Source organism: Microbacterium sp. LWS13-1.2 (assembly GCF_040144835.1).
GTDB lineage: Bacteria > Actinomycetota > Actinomycetes > Actinomycetales > Microbacteriaceae > Microbacterium.
This window is the reverse complement of the sequence record NZ_CP151632.1, coordinates 4,020,766-4,045,209: the sequence shown is the minus strand read 5'-3', so window position 1 is coordinate 4,045,209 and position 24,444 is coordinate 4,020,766. Positions and strand designations below refer to the sequence as shown.

17 protein-coding genes are annotated in these 24,444 nt (G+C 67.6%); 10 read left to right on the top strand and 7 right to left on the bottom strand.

Translation table 11 applies throughout. The features are described 5' to 3' along the window. Positions 1-35: 35 nt before the first annotated feature. From MRBLWS13_RS18590 to manA, 4 genes are all read right to left on the bottom strand, one after another. Positions 36-1,442 carry a DUF5719 family protein gene (locus MRBLWS13_RS18590; protein WP_349426798.1) on the bottom strand — a complete coding sequence of 469 codons (1,407 nt, stop codon included), beginning with the start codon at positions 1,440-1,442 and terminating at the stop codon, positions 36-38. Continuing rightward, positions 1,439-4,417 (bottom strand): glycosyltransferase, encoded by a 2,979-nt coding sequence (locus MRBLWS13_RS18585; RefSeq protein ID WP_349426797.1) that lies wholly within the window; start codon positions 4,415-4,417, stop codon positions 1,439-1,441. Before MRBLWS13_RS18585 ends, MRBLWS13_RS18590 begins: the two co-directional genes overlap by 4 nt. An 87-nt stretch (positions 4,418-4,504) precedes the next feature. Continuing rightward, complete coding sequence (locus MRBLWS13_RS18580) at positions 4,505-4,831, bottom strand: WhiB family transcriptional regulator (protein WP_349426796.1); 327 nt, start codon at positions 4,829-4,831, stop codon at positions 4,505-4,507. A gap of 182 nt (positions 4,832-5,013) precedes the next feature. Beyond that, positions 5,014-6,162: a mannose-6-phosphate isomerase, class I gene (gene manA / locus MRBLWS13_RS18575; RefSeq protein WP_349426795.1), complete on the bottom strand. Its 1,149-nt coding sequence runs from the start codon at positions 6,160-6,162 to the stop codon at positions 5,014-5,016. 84 nt (positions 6,163-6,246) lie between these two features. Between manA and MRBLWS13_RS18570 the strand changes: the two genes are divergently transcribed. The 6 genes from MRBLWS13_RS18570 (at position 6,247) to MRBLWS13_RS18545 (ending at position 17,162) form a co-directional block, all read left to right on the top strand. Beyond that, positions 6,247-7,746, top strand: a complete 1,500-nt coding sequence (locus MRBLWS13_RS18570) for an O-antigen ligase family protein (protein ID WP_349426794.1) — start codon at positions 6,247-6,249, stop codon at positions 7,744-7,746. Next, the gene (locus MRBLWS13_RS18565; RefSeq protein WP_349426793.1) at positions 7,743-9,086 is read left to right on the top strand and encodes an O-antigen ligase family protein; all 1,344 of its coding nucleotides are present in this window, start codon (positions 7,743-7,745) and stop codon (positions 9,084-9,086) included. Before MRBLWS13_RS18570 ends, MRBLWS13_RS18565 begins: the two co-directional genes overlap by 4 nt. A gap of 137 nt (positions 9,087-9,223) precedes the next feature. After that, the gene (locus MRBLWS13_RS18560; RefSeq protein ID WP_349426792.1) at positions 9,224-11,545 is read left to right on the top strand and encodes a CDP-glycerol glycerophosphotransferase family protein; all 2,322 of its coding nucleotides are present in this window, start codon (positions 9,224-9,226) and stop codon (positions 11,543-11,545) included. Then, positions 11,542-14,640, top strand: coding sequence for a CDP-glycerol glycerophosphotransferase family protein (locus MRBLWS13_RS18555; protein WP_349426791.1), 3,099 nt, complete (start codon positions 11,542-11,544; stop codon positions 14,638-14,640). The genes MRBLWS13_RS18560 and MRBLWS13_RS18555 overlap by 4 nt, the downstream gene beginning before the upstream one ends. A 56-nt stretch (positions 14,641-14,696) precedes the next feature. Then, positions 14,697-16,118, top strand: coding sequence for a bifunctional cytidylyltransferase/SDR family oxidoreductase (locus MRBLWS13_RS18550; protein WP_349426790.1), 1,422 nt, complete (start codon positions 14,697-14,699; stop codon positions 16,116-16,118). A 60-nt stretch (positions 16,119-16,178) separates the two neighbouring features. Next, entirely contained in the window at positions 16,179-17,162 is a 984-nt protein-coding gene (locus tag MRBLWS13_RS18545; protein ID WP_349426789.1) for a glycosyltransferase, read from the top strand. Positions 17,163-17,165: 3 nt separating this feature from the next. On the opposite strand, the gene MRBLWS13_RS18540 is transcribed toward MRBLWS13_RS18545, so the two are convergent. Genes MRBLWS13_RS18540 through glf form a run of 3 tightly spaced genes read right to left on the bottom strand, consistent with a single transcriptional unit; the run spans position 17,166 to position 19,882 of the window. After that, on the bottom strand, positions 17,166-17,915 hold the full coding sequence (locus MRBLWS13_RS18540) for an ABC transporter ATP-binding protein (RefSeq protein WP_349426788.1): 750 nt from the start codon (positions 17,913-17,915) through the stop codon (positions 17,166-17,168). Further along, positions 17,915-18,721, bottom strand: a complete 807-nt coding sequence (locus MRBLWS13_RS18535) for an ABC transporter permease (RefSeq protein ID WP_349426787.1) — start codon at positions 18,719-18,721, stop codon at positions 17,915-17,917. Before MRBLWS13_RS18535 ends, MRBLWS13_RS18540 begins: the two co-directional genes overlap by 1 nt. Positions 18,722-18,745: 24 nt before the next feature. After that, complete coding sequence (gene glf, locus MRBLWS13_RS18530) at positions 18,746-19,882, bottom strand: UDP-galactopyranose mutase (protein WP_349426786.1); 1,137 nt, start codon at positions 19,880-19,882, stop codon at positions 18,746-18,748. 152 nt (positions 19,883-20,034) lie between these two features. On the opposite strand from glf, the gene MRBLWS13_RS18525 reads away from it, so the two are divergent. The 4 genes from MRBLWS13_RS18525 (at position 20,035) to MRBLWS13_RS18510 (ending at position 24,365) form a co-directional block, all read left to right on the top strand. Further along, complete coding sequence (locus tag MRBLWS13_RS18525) at positions 20,035-20,925, top strand: glycosyltransferase (protein WP_349426784.1); 891 nt, start codon at positions 20,035-20,037, stop codon at positions 20,923-20,925. A 51-nt stretch (positions 20,926-20,976) separates the two neighbouring features. Continuing rightward, positions 20,977-22,113, top strand: a complete 1,137-nt coding sequence (locus MRBLWS13_RS18520) for an NAD-dependent epimerase/dehydratase family protein (RefSeq protein WP_349426783.1) — start codon at positions 20,977-20,979, stop codon at positions 22,111-22,113. Between the two features lie 83 nt (positions 22,114-22,196). Beyond that, a complete protein-coding gene (locus tag MRBLWS13_RS18515) occupies positions 22,197-23,210 on the top strand; it encodes an acyltransferase (protein WP_349426782.1) in 1,014 nt (337 codons plus the stop codon). Between the two features lie 63 nt (positions 23,211-23,273). Continuing rightward, positions 23,274-24,365: a glycosyltransferase family 1 protein gene (locus tag MRBLWS13_RS18510; protein ID WP_349426781.1), complete on the top strand. Its 1,092-nt coding sequence runs from the start codon at positions 23,274-23,276 to the stop codon at positions 24,363-24,365. Positions 24,366-24,444 lie beyond the last annotated feature (79 nt).

Below are 24,444 nucleotides of genomic sequence, written 5' to 3'. Positions count from 1 at the left end.
CGAAACCCCTACCGTGGGGCGCCAGAAGGCTCGACTCAGGGGTAGACGAGGATCTCGGAGGTCGCGACGTCCGCCGGCCACACCGGCACGCCCGCCAGCGCGCCATCTCCCGCGAACGACAGGCCGGCGCGCACGGGGGCCTCGGGCTCGAACCGGTACACCGTGCGCGCGGCCAGTCGCACGGCGACGGAGCCGTTCGCCGGGATCGTGAGATCGAGCGGGGATCCGCCGTCGACCGGCGTGACGGCGACCGCGACCGGTTCGTTCGACGGATTCACCACCGAGAGCGACGGAGTCGGTCCTCCGGGCGTCGCGAAGAGGGATGCCACCGCCACCTCGGGCGCCGGGGTGTACCACGCGAAGTCGTCGCCCTCGTCGACACCGGTCGCCTGCCAGACCGCCGCCACGAGGGGTTCGTCCGCATCGATCGTCACCGTGTACGAGCCGGCGGTCAGGCTGTCCAGCGCCAGCTCGAGCGGTTTGCCGGCCTCGAGCGCCACCTCCTGCGGCTCGCGCACCGGTTCGCGGCCGCCGACCGTGGTGACGGTCACCCGTGCGGTCGCGGGCGCAGCGGGCGCCAGCATCCGCAGCACGGTCACCTCGTCGGCCGCGCCGTCCGCGGCTATCGCGCGCGTCACGGTGATGCCGGTGATGACCTCTGTCGTCTCGGCATGCGCGACAGGACCGACCTGGTCGACGCCGCCCGGCGTGAGCGTGCGCGTGATGCTCGCCTGGAGGGACGCCCGGATCGGCGCGCCGACAGCCGACACGCGCACCACGGGCGTCTCTTCGCCCAGCGCGATGCCCGCCAGGGGCACGACGCGCTGCGTGCCGGGGGGGACCACGAGGTCGACGCCGCCGGGAGGGCTCTGCGGCCCCGCGGCCCCGTAGACGGTCAGCTGCACCGTCGCCGGAACGGTGCCCGGGTTCGCGAGCAGCACGAGGTCGGCCGCGCCGGTGGCCCCGGACCCGCCGACGAGCCACGAGTCCAGCAGTGGCGGCCGGCATGCCGAGGCGGCGAAGCCGGAGAGGTCGTCGGCCGACGCGGTCGCCGCGCCCGTGGCTGCCACGTCGACCGCCTGGCCGTCGAGCGGCGGAGCCGTGTAGGCCAGCGGGCCGGGCCCGACGTCGGTGGTCTCCAGACGCTGCTCCGCAGGCCGTTCGCCGTCTGCCACCCCGACGACGACCGATTGCGGCGCGACCACGGTGATGGCGTCGGCGGCCGCCGGATTGCGGCCGATCGACAGAAGCCCGCCGTCGCACGCGATCACGGACGCCGCGGGCGCCGGTGTGGCCCGCACGCTCAGCGGCTCGCGCGCGACCGTCGGCCACGGCACCGAGACGGCGGTGACGACGGCGACCACGGCGACGATCGACACGGCCGTGCCGATCAGCAGGCGGGCGCTCGTCGTCGCCCAGCGGAACACCCGTCGGTCGCTCATCGACCCTCCTGCCAGTGAGGTCCCACCACGCGTGGGGTGCGGCGCGCCTCGCGGATCGACGTCGCCGTCGGCAGCGCGAGGAGCAGGGCGATCCCGAGGATGGCGAACTGCCCGAACGCGATCCACCGCGCGACGGCGGAGACGGATGCCGCTTCCGCCGGACGCGGTGCGATCTCATCCACGACGCGCCAGAGCTCTCCCTTGGCGGTGTCGCCCACGACGACGAGCGTGTCGCGCTGGCCGAGCGCCGTCACGGCAGACAGCCGCGTCGTCCGCGCGGCATCGGTCTCGGGCGGTGTCGACGGCGCCAGCAGGATGAACCCGATGCCCCGGTCGGCGAGCTCGGCGACGACATCCTCCGAGGAGGGGGTGACGAGATCGGCGGCGAGGGCCGCCAGTTCCTCGTCCTGAGGACTCGCTTGAGAGCGGGTCGACAGCAGCGTGGTCTGACCGCCGACGGTCTCGCTCGCACCCCAGACCACCTGGGCAGCGACACCGGCGTCGGCCTGCGGAGTGAGCACGATGGTTCCGACATCCGGGTCGTCGCGCCCCTCGGCCGCGACGAAGGCGGGAAGCGTGCTGGCGGGACCGTTGGCGATCGTCGCGGTGCCGCGGGTGAAGGCGGTGAGCGACGGCACGGCGAGCATCACGGCCGCGGCGAAGACGAGCGTGGCCGCCAGCCCGCGCGCCAGCGCGACACGCGGGGCGAGACCGGCATCCAGGGCAACCAGCGCCCCTCCGAGCGCGCCGAGCCATGCGAGGCTCAGCCCGGTGCCGGGCCACAGCGCAACGGTGAGCGACTGGACGAACGACACCGACACCCCGACCGCGGCGAACGCCGTGCCGAGGCCGAGCGCCGTCACTGCGAGCAGCACGATGCCGGCGGCCCAGCGCTGCGTCAACGGCGCCGCGAGGGCGAGCAGGGCCAGCGGCACGCTGAGCAGGGGCACCCACCAGGTCGGCCCGTCCGGCAGCAGAGTCGCCCACCCGGCAAGATCCGAGGTCGGGATGCCGGCTGCCAGGAGCGCGCGGCCCGCGGCGTCGGCCGCGACCTGCGGTCCTGCCCAGGGCACACCCGGGTCGGCGACGAGTCCCCACGCGCGTCCGTGGGTCAGCGCGTTCCAGACGAGCGGGAGTGCGAGGGCGAGCGACGGCACGAGCGTCCACACCAGGCGTGCCACGCCGCGACCCGCACGGAGGACGATGCCGAGCACGACGGCGCCGAACCACAGCACCGCCATCGCGGGCGCCAGGGATGGCGCTGCCGCCAGCACGGCGGCAAGCAGCAGCGAGGCCGCCCCCGCCCCTGCCCACGACCGATGCGCGACCGCACCCGCATAGAACAGCCACGGCAGCAGCAGGTGAACGAGCACTCCGGTGGGCCGCCCCTGGGTGAGCGCGACGAGGAGCGTCGGCGACAGCGCCCACACCGCACCGCCGAGCAGCCGCAGGCTGGCCCGTTCGGTCACCCGTGTAGCCGCGAACCAGCCGCCGAGCGCGGCGAGCGGCAGCGCGAGGATCCACAGCAGCACGAGCGCCCGCGACGGCGCCCACGGCCAGAGCGAGCCGAGCACCGCGATCACGGCTGCGAACGGATCCGCCGGCCCGATCGTGTCGAGTCCGAGCGCTCGCTGTCCGTACGCGGCGTCATCCCACAGCTGACCGACGGTGTTCGCGAGGGGCTGGAGCGCTCCCCCGCCCAGCACCGGCCATGCCAGCAGCGCGGGGAAGGCGGCGACAGAGACGGCGAGCGCGGCGAGCACCAGCCAGGCAGCCCCACCGGCGAAGAACCTCAGGTCGCTGCGCCGATGGCCGCCGATCGCGACCTCGGGGTCGTCGTCGAGACGTTCGCGGAGTTCGGCCTGCGTCGTGCGCAGCGGCGCCACCTGCGCCCACGACGCCGTGCGTGCGCGCGCGATGCGGCGACGTGCGCGCCATACCGGCACGATCCCGACGAACGCCACGGCCGCCGCGCCCCACTCGGAGGCGATGCGACCCGGTTGCTTGCGTACGAGATCCACGACGGTGCGCCAGAGCGCGAGCGGCAGCACGGACAGCCAGTGCAGCGGCGTCGCGACGGTCGGCGCGTACGCCAGCCGTCGGCGCAGCTGCGCCACGCGCTCGGCATAGACCGCGCGACGTCGGCGCTGCGGGGTCAGCGGCACCGGCAGACCGGCGACGCCGTCCCCTGCCGTGGCGACGAGTGCTGCCGGGACCAGCGACACGCGGCCCCCGGCCAGTCGCGCCCTCACCCCGAGGTCGAGTCCCTCGTCGGCGCCTGCGAGGCCGCGGTCGAGGCCGCCGAGCCGGTCCCAGGCATCGGAGCGGACCAGGATGCCGCGCACGTCGGCACCGAGCACGTCCTCCTGCGCGTCGTGCTGCCCCTGATCGAGCTCGCCGTCGGCGAGGCCTACCGTGCGGCCGACCCGGGTCATGCTCACGCCGAGCGAGACGATCTCGGAACGGTCGTCCCAGCGCACGAGCTTGGGCGCCACGAAGGCGACCGACGGCGACAGCTCAAGGGCTCCGGCCAGCCGGGCGAGCGCGTCGGGCTCCGGCGCCGTGTCCTGCGCCAGCAGCCAGAGCGCGTCGGCGTCGACGTTCTCGCCGCCGCGCGGCGACACGAGCGCCGTCGCCGCCGCGAAACCGGTGGATGCCGGAGCCTTCACGACGAACTCGGCGCCTGCGGCATCCACGATCTCGAAGAGGTGGTCGTCACCGCCGCAGACCACGATCGTGAGGGCGTCGACCGGACGCGTCTGCTCGGCGAGTGCCGCGAGAGTGCGTCGCAGGTGGAATGCGGCCGGCGTGCGACCATCGGGACGGACGACGAGAACCGCGTGTATCCGGTTCGACGCGGAGGCGCGCGTCAGCGCGGACTCCGAGGGACCGGAGCTCGCGAGGGCAGCGTTCGAGGTGACACCGTCCGACGACGGACTGGTCGGCGGAACAGGGCTCGGCGAAACGGTGGGCATGTCCTGGTCAGCCTAGGTCGCGCTCCATCGCCAACTCGGGCGAACGCGCCGGGTCGGCCGGATCGAACCGGCCGACCAGCGTGCGTTTCAGCCGGCTCGACGCTTCAGCTTGCGACGTTCGCGCTCGCTGAGACCGCCCCAGATACCGAATCGCTCGTCGTTCTGCAGCGCATAGTCGAGGCATTCGCCTCGCACGTCGCACGACGTGCAGATGCGCTTCGCATCACGCGTGGAGCCGCCCTTCTCGGGGAAGAACGCCTCCGGATCGGTCTGCGCACACAGTGCGTCGGTCTGCCATGCGAGCGGATTGTCTTCTTCCGCGTCGATGTTGCGGCGAACCCCCGGTACCCCCAGTTGAACCGGATCGACGAACCAGTCGTCGGGAACGCCGGAACGGTATTGAGAAACCGTCATGTCGTTCTCACCCCCCGTGATCCTGCTCCACGCTGGTGCGTGTACGGATAATTACACCCGTGTAGTTCGCCGAGGTCAAGTCGCAGATAGTAAACGCTCAACCGCCTCTTGAACCTTCACGACGCGCCGACGGCGTGTCGCGCTGTGATAACGGTCCGATGAGAAAGCGATGAGCCCGCGGTTCAGCGTCCCGGAAGGGCGATGAAGAGCTCTCCTTCACCTGCCACGCGGACCCCGCCTTCGTCCGGGGTCACGAGCACGGCGGCCCCGGGTACGAGGTCCGACGCCGCTCCCGACGCGAGCCCGACGACCTCGAGGGACCCGCCGGTGGCGACCGCGATCGCCGGTCCCGCCAGCGGCACCTCGACCCCCTCCCGCGTCGGGGCGACGGCGAGCAGGGCGAAGTCCGAGACCGGCACGTCGTACTGGCCGATGCCTTCCCCGAGTACCCGCGCCCGGATCACCGGCGGCAGCCCCGGCGTCGGGTCGAGCACGCTCACCAGCTCGGCCGCGTCGACGTGCTTCGGCGTCAGACCACCGCGGAGCACGTTGTCGCTCGCCGCCATCAGCTCCACACCCAGACCGTCGAGGTAGGCGTGCAAGACGCCGGCCGGCACGAAGAGTCCTTCGCCGCGACGCAGGGTCACCAGGTTCATCAGCAGGGCCACGACGATGCCGGGGTCGCCGGGGAAGGCGGCATCCAGCGTGCGCGCGAGCTCCAGCTCGGCGGAGAACTCGTCGTACTCGGCCGAGACCGCGGCGGCGATGACGTCGCGCGCGACGTCGGCCCCGTCCGAGAGGAGCCAGCCGATCACGGCAGAGAGTGAGGCGTCCTCGGCTTCCAGACGCTCCGCGAGCGGTGCGGCACCGGGTCCGAGCGCGGCGATGAGGCGGCGCGTGGCCTCGAGCTCGCGGAGGCCCGCGAGCGCCCGGAACGTGTCGCTGAGCGCCACGATCAGCTCGGGCTTGTGATTGGCGTCGCGGTAGGTGCGCTCGGCGGCGTCACGCGGGATCCCCGCAGCCTCCTCGCGCGCGAAGCCCGCCTCAGCCTGCGCCTTGGAGGGGTGCGCCTGGATGGAGAGAGCGGATGCCGCCGCCAGCAGCTTCAGCAGGTACGGCAGCGGCGCATCGATACCGGCTGCGGCCCCTTCTTCGGCGACCCACCGGTCGAGCGTGCGGCCGTCGGGCGTCTCGGCCGGGTCGCCCGGGTGATCCCCGAACCACACCTCCGCCTCAGCGCGGCCGGACGTCTCGCGCCCCTCGAGTTCGGCGAGCAGGGAGAGCGAGCCCCACGCGTAGTCACGGGGGTCGTTGGCAAGCGGGATCAGCACCCGAACAGCCTAGCGACGCGGCCGTCGCAGACCTCGCCCGCGCCCCCGCTGACCGCGCAGGGCGCCGGGGTACGCTGTGAGGCGATGGCCGTCCACTCCAAGCACCCGGCGTCGGCACCGCCGGGCCCGCCGGTCCGCGAGAAGACCGGCCACCTCATGCTGCGCGGCTGGTGCATCTTCGTGCTCTTCATGGCGCTGTCGGGCACCGCCTGGGTGCACGCATTCGGCGAGCTCACCGCCACCGTCATCACGATTGCCGGCGGTGTGCTTTCGGCCGTGCTGTGGATCGTCCTGCGCCCACCCGTCCAGTGGCGCCGCCTGCCGTGGTTCGTCGTCGCCTACGTCGTGTGGGCGACGCTCTCGCTCGCATGGTCGGCCTGGCCGCAGGCGACCGCGCTCACGCTGCTGCTCCTGTACATCACCAGCCTGCAGGCGCTGTTCATCGGCAGCGTGCTCACCTGGCGGGAGCTCGTGCGCGCCATCGCTTCGGCGCTCAAGTGGGTCCTGGCACTGTCGATCCTCTTCGAGCTGTGGGTCGCCGTCTTCATCGGCGAGCCGGTCCTGCCGGGATTCGTGGTCGAGAAGGCCGACGACCCGATCGAGTACTGGTCGCGCAACAACCTGTTCGACTTCCCCGGGCGGCTCCAGGGCATCATGGGCAACGCGAACCTGCTCGCCCCGGTCGCCCTGCTCGCGATCGTCGTCTTCGCGATCCGCCTCGCATCGGGTGCGCCGCGCCGCACGTTCCTGTGGATCTGGATGGCACTGTCGGCCTACCTCTTCATCCGCGCATCGTCGGCGACCGCCTATCTCGCGGCCGCTGCGGTCGCGGTGGTCCTCGTCACGGTGCTCCTCATGCGGCGCGCGACCAGGCCGGGTGAGCGCACCAAGTACTACGCCGCGTACGCCGCGGTCGGGATCGGCGGCCTCCTCGGACTGTGGCTGCTGCGGGACGCGATCTTCACCGCCCTCGGCCGCAGCGCCGACCTCACCGGTCGCGAGGGCATCTGGGAGGCCGTGCTGGCTCGCGCCGCGGAACGCCCGTGGGTCGGCTGGGGCTACGCGACCCCGTGGGTGCCTTCGGATCCGGCTTTCGACGAGTGGATCATCGACCACGGCCAGACCGTGATGCAGGCGCACAACATGTGGGTCGATGTCGCGATGCAGCTGGGCATCATCGGCGTCGTGCTCCTCGCAGTCCTCTACTTCGCCTTCGTGTGGCGGGCATGGTTCTTCGCCGTCGACCGGCCGCGCTGGGATCTCCGCGCCGACCGACCGTACTCGCCGCTGACGCTCCTGCCCACGCTCGTGGGCGCGATCCTGCTCGTGCAGGGTCTCGCCGAGTCCACACCGCTCCTGCTGTGGGGCTGGCTCTTCGTCGTCATGCTCGGCGCGAAGATCAAGCAGTCGCCGCACGTCGGCGTCGGCCCCGCCGAGCAGAGTGCCGCGATCGAGCGCGGCGACCCCGTCGAACTGGGCGAGCCCGTGGGCCGGCGGCTCCCGGCACGGCGACCCGCGCGACGCGCGTCCGGCACCGAGTCGAGCGTGGCCGCCGCGGGCGACCCGGCAGGGTCCGGCGCGTGACCGATACGCCGCGGTCCGCATCGCCCGGGTGGCTGGGCGCCCTGCTGGACTCGGCGGCCTTCGCCCGCGCCTTCACTCTCGTCGTCTTCGCCACCGTCTTCTCGGCATTCGCGATCGAGCGCATCGCCGGACACGTCACCTACGTGACCATCGTGGCCGGGCTCTGCATCCTGGGTCTGGCGGTCATGGTGGCACGCCGGCGCGAGATCTCGCTGCTGCGGCTGGTGCCGACGACGGTGCTGATCTTCATCGGGTGGGCCTTCGCCAGCGTCGTCTGGAGCAGCGACACGAGTGCGTCGTTCTGGAGCTGGGTGTCGATGGCCGCGCTGGCGTTCCTCGCCGTCGTCATCGGGCACGTGCGCGACACGCTGCAGACCGTCCGCGCGCTGGGTGACGTGCTGCGGGTGCTGCTCAGCGCCTCCCTCGCACTCGAGGTGCTGTCGGGCGTCCTCCTCGACCTGCCTTTCACCTTTCTCGGCATCCAGGGCAACATCGCCCAGCTGGGTCCGGTGCAGGGCATCTTCGGCACGCGCAACCTGCTGGGCTTCGTCGCCGTCATCGCGCTCATCACCTTCCTCATCGAGTACCGCACCCAGTCGGTCCGCCCGGGTGTCTCGGTGGCCTCCGTCGTACTCGCCGGGGGCCTGGCTGCGCTCAGCGACTCCCCCACCGTGGTCGTGCTCGCGCTCGGCGTCGGGCTCGCCGTCGGAGCCCTCGCCCTCGTTCGGCACGCGCGGCCCGAACGTCGCGCCGGCCTGCAGCTCGCACTGGGAGCGCTCGTCGTCATCGGGGTGTTCGTGGGCTATGCGGCGCGGCATCCGATCATCGCGCTGCTCGGCGCCGGCACCGACTTCTCGATGCGCGTCGAGCTGTGGAACTTCATGGTCGACATCCTCCGCCAGAAGCCCGTACAGGGCTTCGGCTGGTTCGGCGTCTGGGACCAGAAGGAGTACCCGTTCAACGCGATCAACTTCTGGCTCGACACGAAGCACGCCACCGGCCTCAACGCCTACTTCGACGTCGCGCTGCAGCTCGGCTGGGTCGGCCTGGTGCTGTTCCTGGCGCTGGCTGCGCTGGCGCTGGCGCGTTCGTGGCTCGTCGCCGGCGAGCGCCGCTCGGTCGTCTACGCCTGGACGCCGCTCATCCTCGTCACCCTGCTCATCGACTCGATGTTCGAGAGCTTCGCGCTCACCGGGCTCGGGTGGCTGATGCTCGTGCTGTGCGCCGTGAGAGCCGGGCAGTCGCGTTCGTGGCGCGAGAGCCTCGGCGGCGGGACGGATGCCGGAGACGGCGGCGCAGCGGAGGAGTCGGGGCTGCCTCACGTGAAGGGGGACAGTTAAGGGCGCGCGGAGAACTCGGTGACAGCCAAAAGGGCGCTCAGCATACGTTGATGTATCCAACCCTTACACTTGCTTCACCCGATCCTTCAACCTCGAGCGAGTGAACGTTGCGTGAACACCTGCGAGGCTCGCCCCTCGTGCGCGCACTACGCTTCCTGCCCTACTCAGCGCCCTATCGGTTGCTGTCGGCGGTTGCGCGCCCCCGGACGAACCGTGTCCTCTTCCTTTCGGACTCCCGCCGGGGTTTCGGCGGAAACCTGGCCTACATCCGCGACGAGTTGCGTCGCCAGCAACCTGACACCGAGATCATCGGCATCTTCAAGCCGAGCCTTCGCGCACGCCGATCGTTTCTCGACGCCCTCCGCCTGCCATACTTCATGGCGACGAGCGCGGTCATCGTGCTCGACGACTTCTATCCACTCGTATACCCGCTGCGGATTCGGCGCGGAACGCGGCTCGTCCAGGTCTGGCACGCAGCCGGCGCATTCAAGCGAGTCGGCCATAGTCGCGCCGGACTGCCCGGGGGGCCTACTCCCGGCAGCCGCATACACCGGAATTACACGGCCGCGACCGTCAGTTCGCCAGGTGTGCGGGCGGATTACGCGGAGGCCTACGGGATTCCCGTCGAGCGGGTGCACGCGCTCGGAGTCCCCCGCAGCGACGTGTTCTTCGATACGGGCCGGCTACAACGCACGCGGACGTCGGTGCGCGCGGCGCTCGACGTGGGCCCTGACGTGAAGCTCGCTCTCTTCGCCCCGACATTCCGCGGAAACGGCCAGCTCTCCGCATACGCCGAAGAGAGCGCCGACTGGGGCTCCGTCGCCTCGCAGCTCGGCCCCGGTTGGCGTGTGGCCGTCAAACAACATCCGTTCACGTCTCGCGCGGCATCGCAGCTGCCATCGAATGTGATCGACGTGTCGCATGGCACAGAGATGAACGACCTCCTCGCCGCTGCGGACGTGCTCATCACTGACTACTCTTCGGTGATCTTCGAGTTCGCGCTGTTGAAACGACCGGTGGTGTTCTTCGTCCCGGACCTGGAGGAATACACGACTTCGCGCGACTTCTACCGGCCGTTCTCGGAGTATGCCATCGGCCCTGTGGTGACAGAGCCAGCCGAGCTTGCTAGGACGATCGCGCACGCAACCGTGGACTCCGCCAAGCTGACGGCGTTTCTCAGGGAGTTCTGCGGTGCATTGGACGGGCACTCGTCGGAGCGGATCGTTCGCGACCTGCTCATCGTGGATCCGCTTCGTGCGAAGCCGAAGCGCATCGATTCCGCTCCGGCGCGTCTCATGCGGCGAATCGGGCTCGACCTGGTCGCCGCCCACACCTCGCGCCTGGTACTCACCACGGTGAGCACCGCGATGGTCGTTCTGCCACGGCGTCGCAAGATCACGATGCTCAGCAGGGAGGCAGACAAGCCGCCCATCGACTTCGTGCTCCTGCGAGACGCCATTTGCGCGGCTGACGAACGTGTCCACATTGTCATCAGTTCCCGCACGGTGCCCGGAGGGGTGCTGCCGAAGCTCGGCTACGCCCTTCATCTGCTGGTCGAGTTGTACCACGTCGCAACGTCGCGGGTGGTTGTGCTGGACGGCTACTCCTTCGTCGCATCAGCCGCGAGGCACGGCCGCGGCCTCACGGTCGTACAGATCTGGCACGCCCTAGGCGCGATGAAGAAGTTCGGCATCAGCATACTCGGGCGGCCGGAAGGCCGAGACCCCCGCCTTGCCAAAGCGCTTCGAATGCACGACCGGTACGACGTCGTCGTCACCAGCGCGGAGCGATGCCGTCCTGCATACGCCGAAGCGTTCGGGACCGATCCTTCTAGAATCATGATCGCTTCGCTTCCGCGCGTTGATCGACTCCGCGATCCGATCGCGCGACAGCGAGCCCGGGCGCGCTTCGCCCGACTGTACCCCGACCTCGGGGACAGACCGATTGTGCTGTACGCGCCGACATTCCGCACGCCTGGGAGTGCTGCGCGAAAGCCCGTCGATCCGCTAGAACTCACTCGAGCGCTGCACGCCGCCGGATACACCACGATCACAAAGCTGCACCCACTCGTCGCCCCACCGGAGCATGCAGAGATTCGCACCGCCCCCGGAATGTCGACGCAGGACCTCATGCTCGTCGCCGACGTCTTCGTCACCGACTACTCGTCGGCGGTATTCGAAGCCGCCGTGGCCGGAGTGCCGTCGTACTTGCTCGCGCTCGACCTGGATGAGTATCTCGTGTCGCGCGACTTCTACCTCAACTATCCGGACGACCTCGGACTCCCGTTTGCTGCCTCGATCGACGACCTCGTGGACTCAATTCGCCGCGGTGACGCGGACGACATCCAGCTGCGGCGGGTCAGAGAAGACTTCACTCAGCTCGATGCGGATGTGGACGCAGCACCGCTGCTCGCGTCCTCACTGCTGAGCTTCATGACAGAACCGGAACGGACACGATGAGAAGCCGACTCACCTGGATCTTCAACTGCGCTGACACCTTCTCCGGGAATCCCAAATGGCTGTTCCTCTATGTCGTGCATCATCGCCCCGACATAGAGGCAGTCTGGGTCACCGATTCGAAGCCGACCGTCCACTTCGTCCGCTCCCTCGGCTTCCGCGCGGAACTGTTGACATCTCGCCGAGGAAAGAATCTCCAGCAGCGTGCGGGCGTGTTCGTAGTCAACCAGGTGAAGGAGCGCATCCCGCCCGAGATGTCGGGGATCCTCCTGCTCAACCTCTGGCACGGCGTCGGTGTGAAGGCGATCGAGCGCAAGCTCACCCAGGGCCGCCTGCAGGCGCGCATCGCCAGGAAGTACATCGAGAACAACAAGGTCTACCACGACACCATGTCGTTCCTCGTCACCTCACCCGCGATGGAAGCGCATTTCCGTGAGCAAGTGGGGCTGGACGACGAGCAACTCATTCGTGGCGGTTACCCACAGAACGTCTACGCTCGCCTGTACGGCAGGTATAGCTCGTTCGATCACGACCTCCGCGCGCGGCACGGGCTCTCCAGCGACGCCAGGATCGCGGTCTACGCGCCCACCTACCGCACCGAGCACCGGGGCGAGTCGTTCCTGCGAGCCGCCTTCCCCGACCCGGAGCGGCTGATCCGCGTCTTGCGCGAGACGAACACCCTCCTCATCCTCAAGATGCACCCCTCGATGGCCAAAGACCCCGGCTTTGTGCACCTGCGCGAACGGTTCGGCGACGAACCGAACCTGCGCTTCTGGGACAACCGCGACGACATCTACGAGATCTTCGGCGACGTCGACCTCGGCATCGTCGACTATTCGTCGATCCACTATGACCTGCTGGCGGCGGGTGTCGGGAAGTTCATCCGCTACGCGTTCGATCTCGACGACGCCGGCGTCCAGGAGCACAGCCACGACTACCTCTCCCTCTCTGCAGGCACGCTGGCCTCGACGTTCGAGGACTTGCTCGCCGCACTCGGGGGCGACAACACCGTGGCCGCCGACGAGCGCGCACGTCTGGCGGACCACTTCTGGGCCTATGACGACGACGACACCTTCACCCGGCTGGTCGACACGGCTCTGACGCGTTCGCTCCGGGATGTCGATCTGCCGACGCTGTACAGCTTCGACGTCTTCGACACGGTCATCGGCCGGCGCGGCATCGTCCCGGTGTCGGTGTTCGTTGACATCCGCGACCGCATCCTGAACGCACGCGGCCGGTTCCCACCCGAGATCGCGCGCGACTTCGTACGCGATCGCCAGACTGCAGAGAACGCGTTGCGCGAGATGAAACGGAAGGATCCGGAGCTGCGGGAGTCCCGCGCATTCGAGATCACGCTCGCAGACATCTACCGGCGTCTGGCGGAGATCCTCGACCTCAGCGCCGACCAACGGGACCTCCTCATGTCATGGGAGATCGAGGCCGAGCTCGCTGCGACCCGGCCGCTGCCGGCGGAGGTCGCGCACGTGCGCGCGCTCCGCGACGCCGGCGAGCACGTGGTGTTCCTCAGCGACATGTATCTTCCGGAGTCCGTGGTCCGCGAATTGCTCGTGAAGGCGGATCAGTCATTCCACGACATTCCCCTGTATCTGTCCAGCAGCACGGGTGTGCAGAAGTCGACCGGGTACTTGTACCTGCACGCGTACCACGACGTCGGCTACGACCATCGGGTGTGGCGTCATACGGGTGACAACTCGCACGCCGACCGCAAGGCTGCCGGCGCGCTCGGGATCAGCACGAAGCTGCTTCCTCGACGCGAACTCGACACGTACGAGTCAGCGCTGGCCACCGCGCTGGGCACCGGCGACGGCTACCGGGTGGCCGGGCTGTTACACGACCGTCGGCTCGCTGCATCCGCTGAAGGTCCCACGCCGTTCGCGTTCCGGTACGTCAGCCTCTTCCTCGTGCCATACGTGCTGTGGGTGCTAGACGACGCCGTCGCACGAGGTTACCGGACCCTGTATTTCCTCTCGCGGGACGGACATCACCTCAAGCGGATCGCTGACGCCGCTATCGAGGAGCTCGGGCTCGACCTGCGAACGCGTTACATCTTCGGGTCCCGTAAGGCGTGGCGCCTGGCCTCGCAGATCGACAGCATCGACGAAGAGTTCTTCGGGGAATTCGGCACGTTCGCAGGCGCCAGGACCGTGTCCGCGTTGGCCGAGATCGCCGGGCTGTCGATCGCCGAGTTCTCTGCAGTCATCCCCGAAGCTACCGCGTTCGCACCCGACGTCCGCCTTTCGCAAGCATCACAGGCGGCGCTGCGCGCCGCGATGTCGGCCTCCGCCGTTCTGGACGCTCATCTTCTCCAGCGGGCGGCCGAGGAGAGACGTGCATGCGTTGCGTACCTGAGCCAGGAGATGGTGTTCGACGAGAGCTTCGCAGTGGTCGAGTACTGGGGACGGGGCTACACCCAGGAGTGTCTCAAGCGGATACTCTCCGCCGTCAGCCTCTCGACGTCGGCGCTACCCTTCTACTACGCGCGCAGTATCTACGGCAGCGATGAGCTATGCGCCCGCCACAACTTCACCTCCAGTGCCTTCTCGATGCTTCCCGTCGAGGCCATCTTCGCCAACCTCGACCACGGCACGGTGCAGGGCTATCGGCATGGTTCGGGAGGGTGGGAGCCCATCGTGGAACCGCGCCAGAATGATGCGGATCTGCACGATGCTCTCGAGTCCGAGCTTCCGGAGTTCACACGCGAATTCCTGCGCCTTCAGCTGACCCAGCCGGCTCGCACGCGCCGAGGCCTGTTCGCGTTCGCCTTCGATCACTTCCGCACCAGGCCTGCGACCACGCCGTACCTGACGCATCTCGCGCCCCTGCGCGACGCCGTGGAGCTGGGTGGTGAAGAGCGCGAGTTCGCGCCCGCGCTGTCGGTCTCGCTGTTCTTCAACTACCTCAACCGGGATACGCGCGGCTCCGTCACCAGGAGCTGGCCGATGACGTTCGCGCGTACGACCGGTCTGCCGCGCCTTCTCCTAGAGGCGCAGCGCCGGTATGGGTTCCGCCGCAAGCTGCGCGCAATCGAGCGCAGGGCGAAGCACCGATCCGACAACCACCCGGCCACCTGGTCCTGAGCAACACGCGCCCGGTACGCCTCCTCCCCCTCCCCGGAAAGAAGACCCGATAACTCATGCCCGCTTCTCGCACTGTGGCCGTCCTCCTCGCCGGCGGTGTCGGCGTCCGCGTAGGACTCGGCATCCCGAAGCAGCTCATCAAGATCGCTGGCAAGGCGATCGTCGAGCACACCCTCGAAGTGCTGAACGCCAGCCCGTACATCCACGAGGTGATGATCGTCATGAACGCTGGCGCGATCCATGAGCTGGACTCGCTCGTCGACCCTGAGCGCTTCCCGAAGCTGACCCGGATCATTCCGGGCGGCGCCACCCGCAACGACTCCACCCAGGCCGCGCTGGCCGTCCTCGGAGACGACCCCGATACCAAGGTCCTCTTCCACGACGCCGTGCGCCCGTTCGTCGACGACCGGATCGTCCGCGATTGCGTCGAGGCGCTCGACAGCTACGACGCCGTAGACACCGGCATCGCGTCGTCGGACACGATCATCGAGGTCGACGCCGCCTCCCACATCACCGCGATTCCGGAGCGGGCGCGCTTGCGGCGTGGCCAAACGCCGCAGGCGTTCCGGCTGGGCACCATCCGTCGCGCCTACGAGCGCGCCGCCCAGGATGCCTCATTCCACGCGACCGACGACTGCGGCGTCGTCTTCACGTACCTTCCCGACGTGCCGATCTACGTCGTCGAGGGCACGCCCCAGAATATGAAGGTCACCGAGCCGATCGACGTGCACATCGCCGACAAGCTATTCCAGCTCCAGTCTGAGAGCCTCTCCGCCGAGACGGCGTCCCTGCCCGATCTCTCCGGGAAGGTAGTCGTCGTCTTCGGTGGCAGTTATGGGATCGGTCGCAGCGTCGTGGAACTGGCCGGCGTCTGCGGCGCGGTGGTGCACGAGTTCAGCCGGTCCACCACAGGAACCGATGTGCGCTCGCGCGCGCTCGTCAAGCGTGCGCTCAAGCAGGTCTTCGCGGCCGAAGGGCGCATCGATGCCGTCGTCCTGACGGCGGGTGTGCTCCAGATGGGGGCTCTCACCGACACCCGGATCAGGGACCTCGAGAGCACGATCGAGACGAACTTCCTAGCCCCGGTGATCGTCTCGCGGGCCGCTCACAAGTACCTCGCCGCAACCCAGGGGCAGGTCCTGCTCTTCACGTCCAGCTCATATACTCGCGGGCGCGCCAACTACGGCGTCTACTCGGCGAGCAAGGCCGCGGTCGTGAACCTCACCCAGGCGCTGGCCGAGGAATGGACTGTGAGCGGTGTCCGCATCAACTGCATCAACCCGCAGCGCACGCGCACGCCCATGCGCTCCTCTGCCTTCGGCGAGGAGGCGCCGTCGAGCCTGCTCGAGCCGGAGCACGTGGCGGAGGTCAGCCTCCGAGTGCTGGCGTCCTCGATGACGGGTCAGGTCGTGACAGTGCGCGTGGAGCAGGCCGCCGCGCACGCCAAGCTGAGCGTGGCCGACACCCTGACCGGGTAGGCTTTGCACTCGGCCGACGCATCTACGGCCGCTCTACTTCGCACTCGGAGAATCTCCCCTGTGACCTCTGTGCCCACTTCCCCTTTCGATCCCGCGACCGCGACCATCGCGATCGTCACCTACAACCGCTCCGGGCTGCTCACGCGCCTCCTGGAGAGCATTGTCGTGATGGACCCCAAGCCCGGTCACATCGTGATCATCGACAATGCGTCGACAGACGACACGACCGACGTCGTCGAGTCGTTCCGGGAGCGCCTCGAGCCGTCCGTACTCGTCTACCGCCGGATGGAGACCAACACGGGCGGCTCGGGCGGTTTCAGTGAGGGCATGCGGGTCGCGTACGAACTCGGATCCGAGTGGATCTGGCTTATGGACGACGACGTCGAAGTGCTCCCCGACGGCCTGGCGAAGATGGGCAAGTGGGCTCCGCGCTTCAAGAGTATCCAGGGACGTCGCTACGACTATGACGGCAGCGCGTTCTACTGGCAGTACCGCGTCGCCGAGCCCCTCGGCATCCCGATCCCCTTTGCGCCTGCCGAGTTTGACGCGTCGGGCTACAAGCCCATGAACTCCGGATGCTTCGAGGGCATGTTCATCCACCGCGGCATCGTGCAGGAAATCGGCCTGCCCGACCCCCGATTCTTCATCTACTGGGACGACCAGACGTATGGATGGCTGGCGTCGCGAAAGACGCAGTCCGTGATCGTCGACGAGTTCGTGCTGCGCCGCACGCGCGAGATCAAGCAGTGGGACATGGGCATCCGCCACATGAATGCTTCCAGCAACGCCTATCGCTACTACATCATGCGCAACCGCGCATACATCAAGAAGTACTACCGAACGCTCGGCGTCTACAACCCGGTCCTGTTCGGGGTGGGCACGAGCCTCACGTTCGGCAAGGAGCTGATTCGCCTGCTGTTCGTCGAGCGCACGGTGCGGGGAACGTCGAACCTCTTCCGCGGCCTGCGTGACGGGCGGAAGATCGCGAAGGACGCCTCGTGGCAGCCGATGCCGCCGCTTGAGGCCGCAACGGCGCAGGCCTGACGTTCAGACGCCAGTCGGATAGTCGGCGTTGTAGCGGTCGAGAACCTCGTTGATCGGGGCATCCATCGCCAGTCGATGTTTGTCGAGATACAAGCCGCGCGTGCAGAAGCGGCGCAGGTCGCGCTCACTGTGCGACACGAAGAACAGCGTGCGCCCATCGGCCAGCAGCTCGTCGATGCGCCGGTAGCACTTCTCGCGGAACGCCTTGTCGCCCACGGCCAGCACCTCGTCGACCAGCAGAATGGGCTCCTCGAGCTGCGAGACGACCGCGAACGCCAGCCGCACCTTCATGCCGTTGCTGAGGTGCTTGTAGGGGGTGTCGATGAAGTCCTCGAGCTCGGCGAAGTCGATGATGCCGTCGAAGCGGCGCGAGACCTCGGCCTTCGACATCCCGTGCAGCCCCGAGGTCAGGCGGACATTCTCGCGGACAGTGAGGTCGCCGACGAACCCACCGGTGATCTCGATCAGCGGCGCTACACCCCCGTTCACGGAGACGGATCCTTCGTCGGCGAGAAGGACGCCTGCGACGAGCTTGAGGAGCGTCGATTTGCCCTGACCATTGCGGCCGACGACACCGATCGACTCACCCGGCTTCACGTCGAAGGCGACATCGCGCAGCGCCCAGAACTCTCCGGGCTTCGACCGTCGAGACGAGTCCGCGAACAGGTCTTTGATGCTGCGGCTCCCCCGGCGATTCCGCCGGAAGCGGACGCCGAGGCCCTGCACCTCGATCGCGAGACCGGATGCCGTCATCACAGCTCCTTCAGGACGGGACGCTCGAGCCGCCGGAACGCGAAGACCCCGAGGGCGAGGAAGAGGAACGACATGATCGCGCCGATCCCGATGACCCAGGCATCCCACTCGTCGGCGAAGAACCCGACGCGGTAGAGGGCGAAGATCCCGGAGAGCGGATTGAAGGCCGCAAGAGTCTCGAACGCTCCGGGCAGGTCTTCCACCCCGTAAATCACCGGCGAAGCATAGAACAGGGCACGGAGGATGAGCTTCGTCGTGCGCTCCAGGTCACTCCAGATGACGCACAGAGGAGCGACCAGCAGCCCGAGTCCGACCAGAAGGACGGTTTGGAGCAGGACGGCGACCGGGACCCAGAGCAATCCCCAGTTCAGCTGGGCGGGATTCTCGGTGAACTGCGAGACGACGACGAAGAGCGCGAGCACCGGAAGGGAGCAGAGGAACTCGACGCCCTTCGACAGCACGATCCGGTTGACCCAGATCGACCGCGGGATCGCGGTCGAGCGCACGAGGCGGGCATCCTTGTTGAATGCGCGGGTGAAGTCCGACACCGACGAGTTGAACCACACCCACGGCAGCAGCGCGGTGATGAGGAAGACGATGTACGGCTCGTGCCCGACCGTGCGCTGGAAAACCTGCGTGAACACGAACCAGTAGATCGCGCTCATCACGAGCGGATCAAGCACCGACCACAGGTAGCCCAGCGCGCTCGTGGAGTAGCGCACCTTGAGATCGCGCGCCGAAAGCAGCCACAACGAGTGGAGGTAGCGCCGGGGCGATCCGGGGGCGCCGACGGCGGCTGTGGTCACGGTGACGAGTCTATGCGGGCGCGGTCACGCCAGCTGGTTGTTCCACATCGACAGCGCCGACCCGATAGCCATGTGCATGTCGAGATACTGGTACGTGCCCAGCCGACCTCCGAACAGCACGTCCCGCTCACCCTTCGCGAGCTCACGGTACGCGACCAGTCCCGCCCGGTCCTGCGGGGTGTTGACCGGATAGTACGGCTCGTCGTCGTGAGACGCGAAGCGCGAGAACTCGCGCATGATCACGGTCTTGTCGGTCGGATAGCGGTCCGCCCGCTCGGGGTGGAAGTGCTTGAATTCATGGATGCGCGTATAGGGGATTTCCGCGTCGGCGTAGTTCATGACCGGAGTGCCTTGGAAGTCACCGACCTCGAGCACCTCTTCCTCGAAGTCGAGCGTCCGCCACGACAGAGCGCCTTCGGCGTAGTCGAAGTAGCGGTCGACAGGGCCGGTGTAGACGATGGGCACCTGGCCCACCGTGGCGTTCTTGCTCAGTGGGTGCCCCTGGTCGAAGAAGTCGGTATCGAGCTTCACATCGATGTTGTGGTGATCGGCCATCCGTTCCAGCCACGCCGTATAGCCGTCGGTGGGCAACCCCTCCCACGTGTCGTTGAAGTATCGGTTGTCGTAGTTGTAGCGGACCGGGAGCCTGCTGATGACCTCGGCCGGCAAGTCCTTCGGGTCGGTCTGCCACTGCTTGCCCGTGTAGTCGCGGATGAAGGCCTCATACAGAGGTCGACCGATGAGGGCGATCGCCTTCTCTTCGAGGTTCGAGGCATCCTTCGTGTCGAACTCCCCGGCCAGCTGATGCACCAGCATCCGCGCTTCCTCGGGCGAGTAGGCCGCCTGGAAGAACTGGTTGATCGTGCCGAGGTTGATCGGCAGCGGGAACACGACGCCCTTGTGGTTCGTGTAGACGCGATGCACGTAGTCGGTGAAGGTCGTGAACCGGTTCGCATACTCCCAGACGCCAGGGTTCGAGGTGTGGAAGAGGTGCGCACCGTACCTGTGGACCTCGATCCCCGTCGTGGGTTCGGCTTCGCTGTACGCATTTCCGCCGATGTGAGGGCGGCGGTCGATCACGGTGACCTTTCGGCCGGAAGTCGCAGCACGCTCCGCTATGGTCAGGCCGAAGAATCCGGAGCCGACGATGAGCAGATCCATGCGGCAGGCTTTCTGGTCGGTCGAACCGGGCGCTTTGCGCGGTCGGCGGAACTCACCGCCGACCTGGAAGTCTACGCACGCAGGAGGATCCTCCGAGAATCGCCTTCGACGCCAGCGCGACTCTCAGGCTGATCTCGTAGGCTCGTCGCGCTATGACACACGAGATCTTCGTACCCTTCTGGGGCGACCCCGGTCTGCTCTACCTGACTGTCGAGTCCGTCCGTGCCCAGCACAATCCCGACTGGCGACTCATCGTCATCGACGACTGCTACCCGGACGAGACGGTCGCGAAGTGGTTCGCCGAGCTCGACGACGAACGGGTCACGTATGTGCGCAACGAGGTGAACCTCGGCATCACCGAGAACTACCGTGAGGCGATCCGACAGGCGACATCGGATCACATCACCATCCTCGGCTGCGACGACCTTCTGCAGGCGAACTATCTCGACGTGATCTTCGCGACCATCGCCGCGGTCCCCGACGCCGACGTCATTCAACCCGGCGTCGAGGTGATCGACGAGCACGGGGTGGTCGTTCGGCCCCTCGTGGACCGCGTCAAGACCGGCCTGCTCGCCCCTCGCAACGGGCAGGGCGTCGCCGTCCTCCGTGGTGAGGCCATGGCGACGAGCCTCATTAGAGGCGACTGGCTCTACTGGCCCTCTCTCACCTTCCGCACTGAGACGCTCCGACGGATCGATTTCCGCGAGGGCCTGCCCATCATCCAGGACCTGGCGCTGTTGATGGATGTCGCGTTCGAGGGCGGGTGCTTGGCGTACAACCCCACGCTGGCTTTCTCGTATCGGCGCCACGGCGCGAGCGCTTCGCAGAAGACGCTCCTGGACGGTCGTCGTTTCCGCGACGAACGCACCTACTACGCGCAGGCGCGCGCGCTCGCGAACTCCAAGGGATGGCGACGGACAGCAACCACGGCGCGCATGCGCGTGATGTCACGACTGCATGGCGTCGCGGAACTTCCGGGGGTGATCAGGCACGGATCTGCCGCCGGGCTACAATCGACGCTGGCGCATATCTTCGCCCTCTAGACTCGCGCGCGGCGATCTGAACGCGCGTCCCCTTCTTCCAGGAGACCACGCATGCCCGAACACGTGCTCATCACCGGCGGCGCAGGCTTCATCGGCACCCGGCTCGCACGTCGCTTCGTCGACGCCGGCCACACTGTGACCGTGCTCGATTCGCTGATTCCCCAGGTGCACGGCGAGGACCCGACGAACACGTCTGCTCTGCTGCGTTCGCTGGACGGCGTGGCGACGGTGATCGAGGGCTCTGTGACCTCCAGCGACGACCTGCGCCGCGCGCTGGACGGTGCGGCGATCGTCGTGCATCTTGCAGCCGAGACCGGTACCGGTCAGTCCATGTACGAGATCGACCGGTACGTCGAGGCGAACGTCGGCGGAACTGCCAAGCTGCTCGACCTCCTCACGAACGAGCCGCACGCCGTCAAGCGACTTGTCATTGCGTCGTCGCGGTCGATCTACGGCGAAGGCGCATATCGCACATCGGATGGCCGGATCGTGTATCCCCCGCACCGGGCCGACGCCCAGATGGCCGCCGGCGACTTCGACGTGCACATGCCGGGCGAGGGACCGGTCGAGATGGTCCCGACCGACGAGGGCGCGAAGCTGCACCCTTCGTCGGTCTACGGCATCACCAAGCAGATGCAAGAATCCCTCGTGATGGTGGTCGCGCCGACGATCGGCGTCGAAGGCGTCGCGCTGCGATACCAGAACGTGTATGGGCCCGGGCAGTCCTTGAAGAACCCGTATACGGGCATCCTCTCGATCTTCTCGACGCTCATCCGGCAGGCGAAGCCGATCAACATCTTCGAGGACGGCCTCGAGAGCCGGGACTTCGTATACATCGACGACGTGGTCGAGTCGACGTTCCGTGCTTCGACGATGCCTGCGGCCGCCGGCCGCACCATCAACGTCGGCAGCGGCGTCGCCACGACCGTGAACGAGGTGGTCGCGTCACTGTTCGCCGCATTCGGGACCGAGGTGCCGACCACCGTGACGGGCAATTACCGTCTCGGCGACATCCGCCACAACGTCGCCGAGACCTCCGTCCTCCGCGACGTGCTCGCGTACGAACCGCAGACGGACTTCCGCACGGGTGTCGCTCGATTCGTCGAATGGGTACTTGCGGAGCCTGTCGAGGAGAGCGGGTACGAGCGCTCGTTGAAGGAGATGGTGGAGCGGAGCCTGCTAAAATAATGGTCACCGCCCCAACGTCGAGCCGCGCCTTCCCTCACCGTCAAAACAGCCTCAACCTCTTTCGGCTGATCCTTGCCGGGTTGGTGCTGTTTGCACACGCCTTCTACATCACGGGGAACGGCACCGGCCCAATGCTGCACGGTGAGAACCTCGGCGGGTGGGCCGTCGCTGGTTTCTTCGTGCTGAGCGGATTCCTTATCACCGGAAGCCGTTTTCGCCATTCGACGGGCGACTTCCTCGTGCACCGCATCGCGAGGATCTACCCCGCCTTCCTTGTCGTGCTCGTCGTCACGGCCATGATCTTCGCACCTATCGCCGGCCTCCTAGAGCGGGGAGAGCTGGGCGGATTCTGGACGACACCCGTAACTCCGCTGCAGTACATCTGGGGCAACATCGGCCTGCATGTCAACTCGTACACGATCTCATGGTCGCTGCAGACAGTTCCATACCCTGGCGCATGGAACGGGTCTCTGTGGACCTTGTACTACGAGTTCTTCTGCTACATCATCGTCTGGACCCTGGGCTTCCTCGCCGTCTTCCGCCGGACGGTATGGTTCTCTGTCCTACTCTGGGTGCTGTCGCTCGGCGTGCACGCGACGATGGGCTTCTGGAATCAACTCGGGCTTGATGGCGACTTCGCGCTCTTGTTCAAGCTCTTGCCATTCTTCCTCGGTGGCGTGGTGGCGTATGTGGTCTTCGACCGGTGGGGTATGCGTGCACCGGTTGGAATCGCGTGTCTCGTCGGCGCGCTGATCCCGATCTTCGTCGTCCCCAGCTTCGGCGGGCAGCTCGCCGCGCCGCTGCTCGCATACGCCCTCTTGTGGCTAAGTACCGTCGTGCCTCAGCCTCGGCTGATCGCCAAGCACGACATCTCGTACGGCTTCTACATCTATGCCTGGCCGACGGCCCAGCTCCTCGTCCTGCTGGGCGTCGCAGGTGCAGGGGTGTGGGTGTTCATGGGAGTCAACATCCTCGCGACGATCGTATTCGCCACCGCTAGCTGGTTGCTGATCGAGCGTCCGGTGATGCGCGCGACACGTCGCGGCACTCACACATCGGCGAAACCGGCGGCCGCTCCGGCTCCCGACACTGCCTGACCCCTGACCGCTTCCGCTGGCACAAGTCACCAGAGGTTCCTCCCCGATCGATTGGATCTGCCCATGCCCCGCGTGCTCGTCGATCTCTTGTCTTACTCGGGCACAAAAGGCGGCATGGAGGTATACACGCGCGAACTGTATCGAAAGCTCGGCGAGATTGCCCCGTCCTGGGAGTTCATCGGTTACTTGAGCCGCGAGGGTTACGAGCTGGACCGGACGTGGTTCCCGGGCGAGACGATCAACTCCGGGATAAGCGGCGAGAACAGGTTCGCCTGGGCATTTGGTGAGCTCTTCGCGGTGGCGCGCCGCGCCCGCAAGCTCGGCGTCGATCTGTTGCACTCACCGGCCACGCTCGGGCCACGGCACTCGAGCATGCCGACGGTCGTCACAATGCACGACATGCTCTATTGGAGCCACCCGGAGTACATGTCAACTCCGCTCTACACCGCACCGGTCAAGTGGATGGAGCGTCAGGTCGCCCGGAATGCAGCTCAGATCGTCACGATCAGTCCCGGATCGGCCACCGAGATTCTGAAGTACCTCGCGGTCGATCCCGACACGCTGCATGTTGTGCCGTTGGCTGGAGGGCATCCGGAGGGTGTGGACCGCGCTCTCGCTGGATCGGAGGGGCCTCTTATCATCGCTATGGGAAACCGACGCCCCCACAAGAACTGGGAATCGCTGCCGCGGGCAGTCGCAGCTCTGCCCCCAGAGAAGCGCCCACGGGTCGTTATCACCGGCGGGCGCGGCTACGACCCGCTCGCGCCTCTTGTCGATGAGCTCGGCGTCGGGCAGTGGGTGGAGTTGCGGGGTTGGGTGAGCGATGACGAGGTCGCCCATCTATATTCAACCGCGACGGCGCTGGCGATCCCCTCGCTGGCGGAAGGGTTCTCACTCCCAACGCTGGAGGCAATGAGCGCGGGGGTCCCGGTACTGCTCAGCGATATCGAGGTGCACCGCTACGTCGGCGGCGAAGCCGCGCGGTTCTTCCCTCCCCACGACGTCGACGCCCTCGCCCACCTCATCGAGCATGTCGTCGACGATCCGGAACTGCAGAAGCGCATGGCCGCCGACGGACTCATGCGCGAGCGCCTGTTCACGTGGGAGCGCACTGCTCGAGAGACGCTTGCCGTGTTCGAACTCGCGCTCACGTAGCGCCACGCGGGCGCTCGAGCCGCCCTGTCGCGATGGTTGAGGGTCGCGAGATCCCTTTCGTATGTCTCGGAGCTTGGAG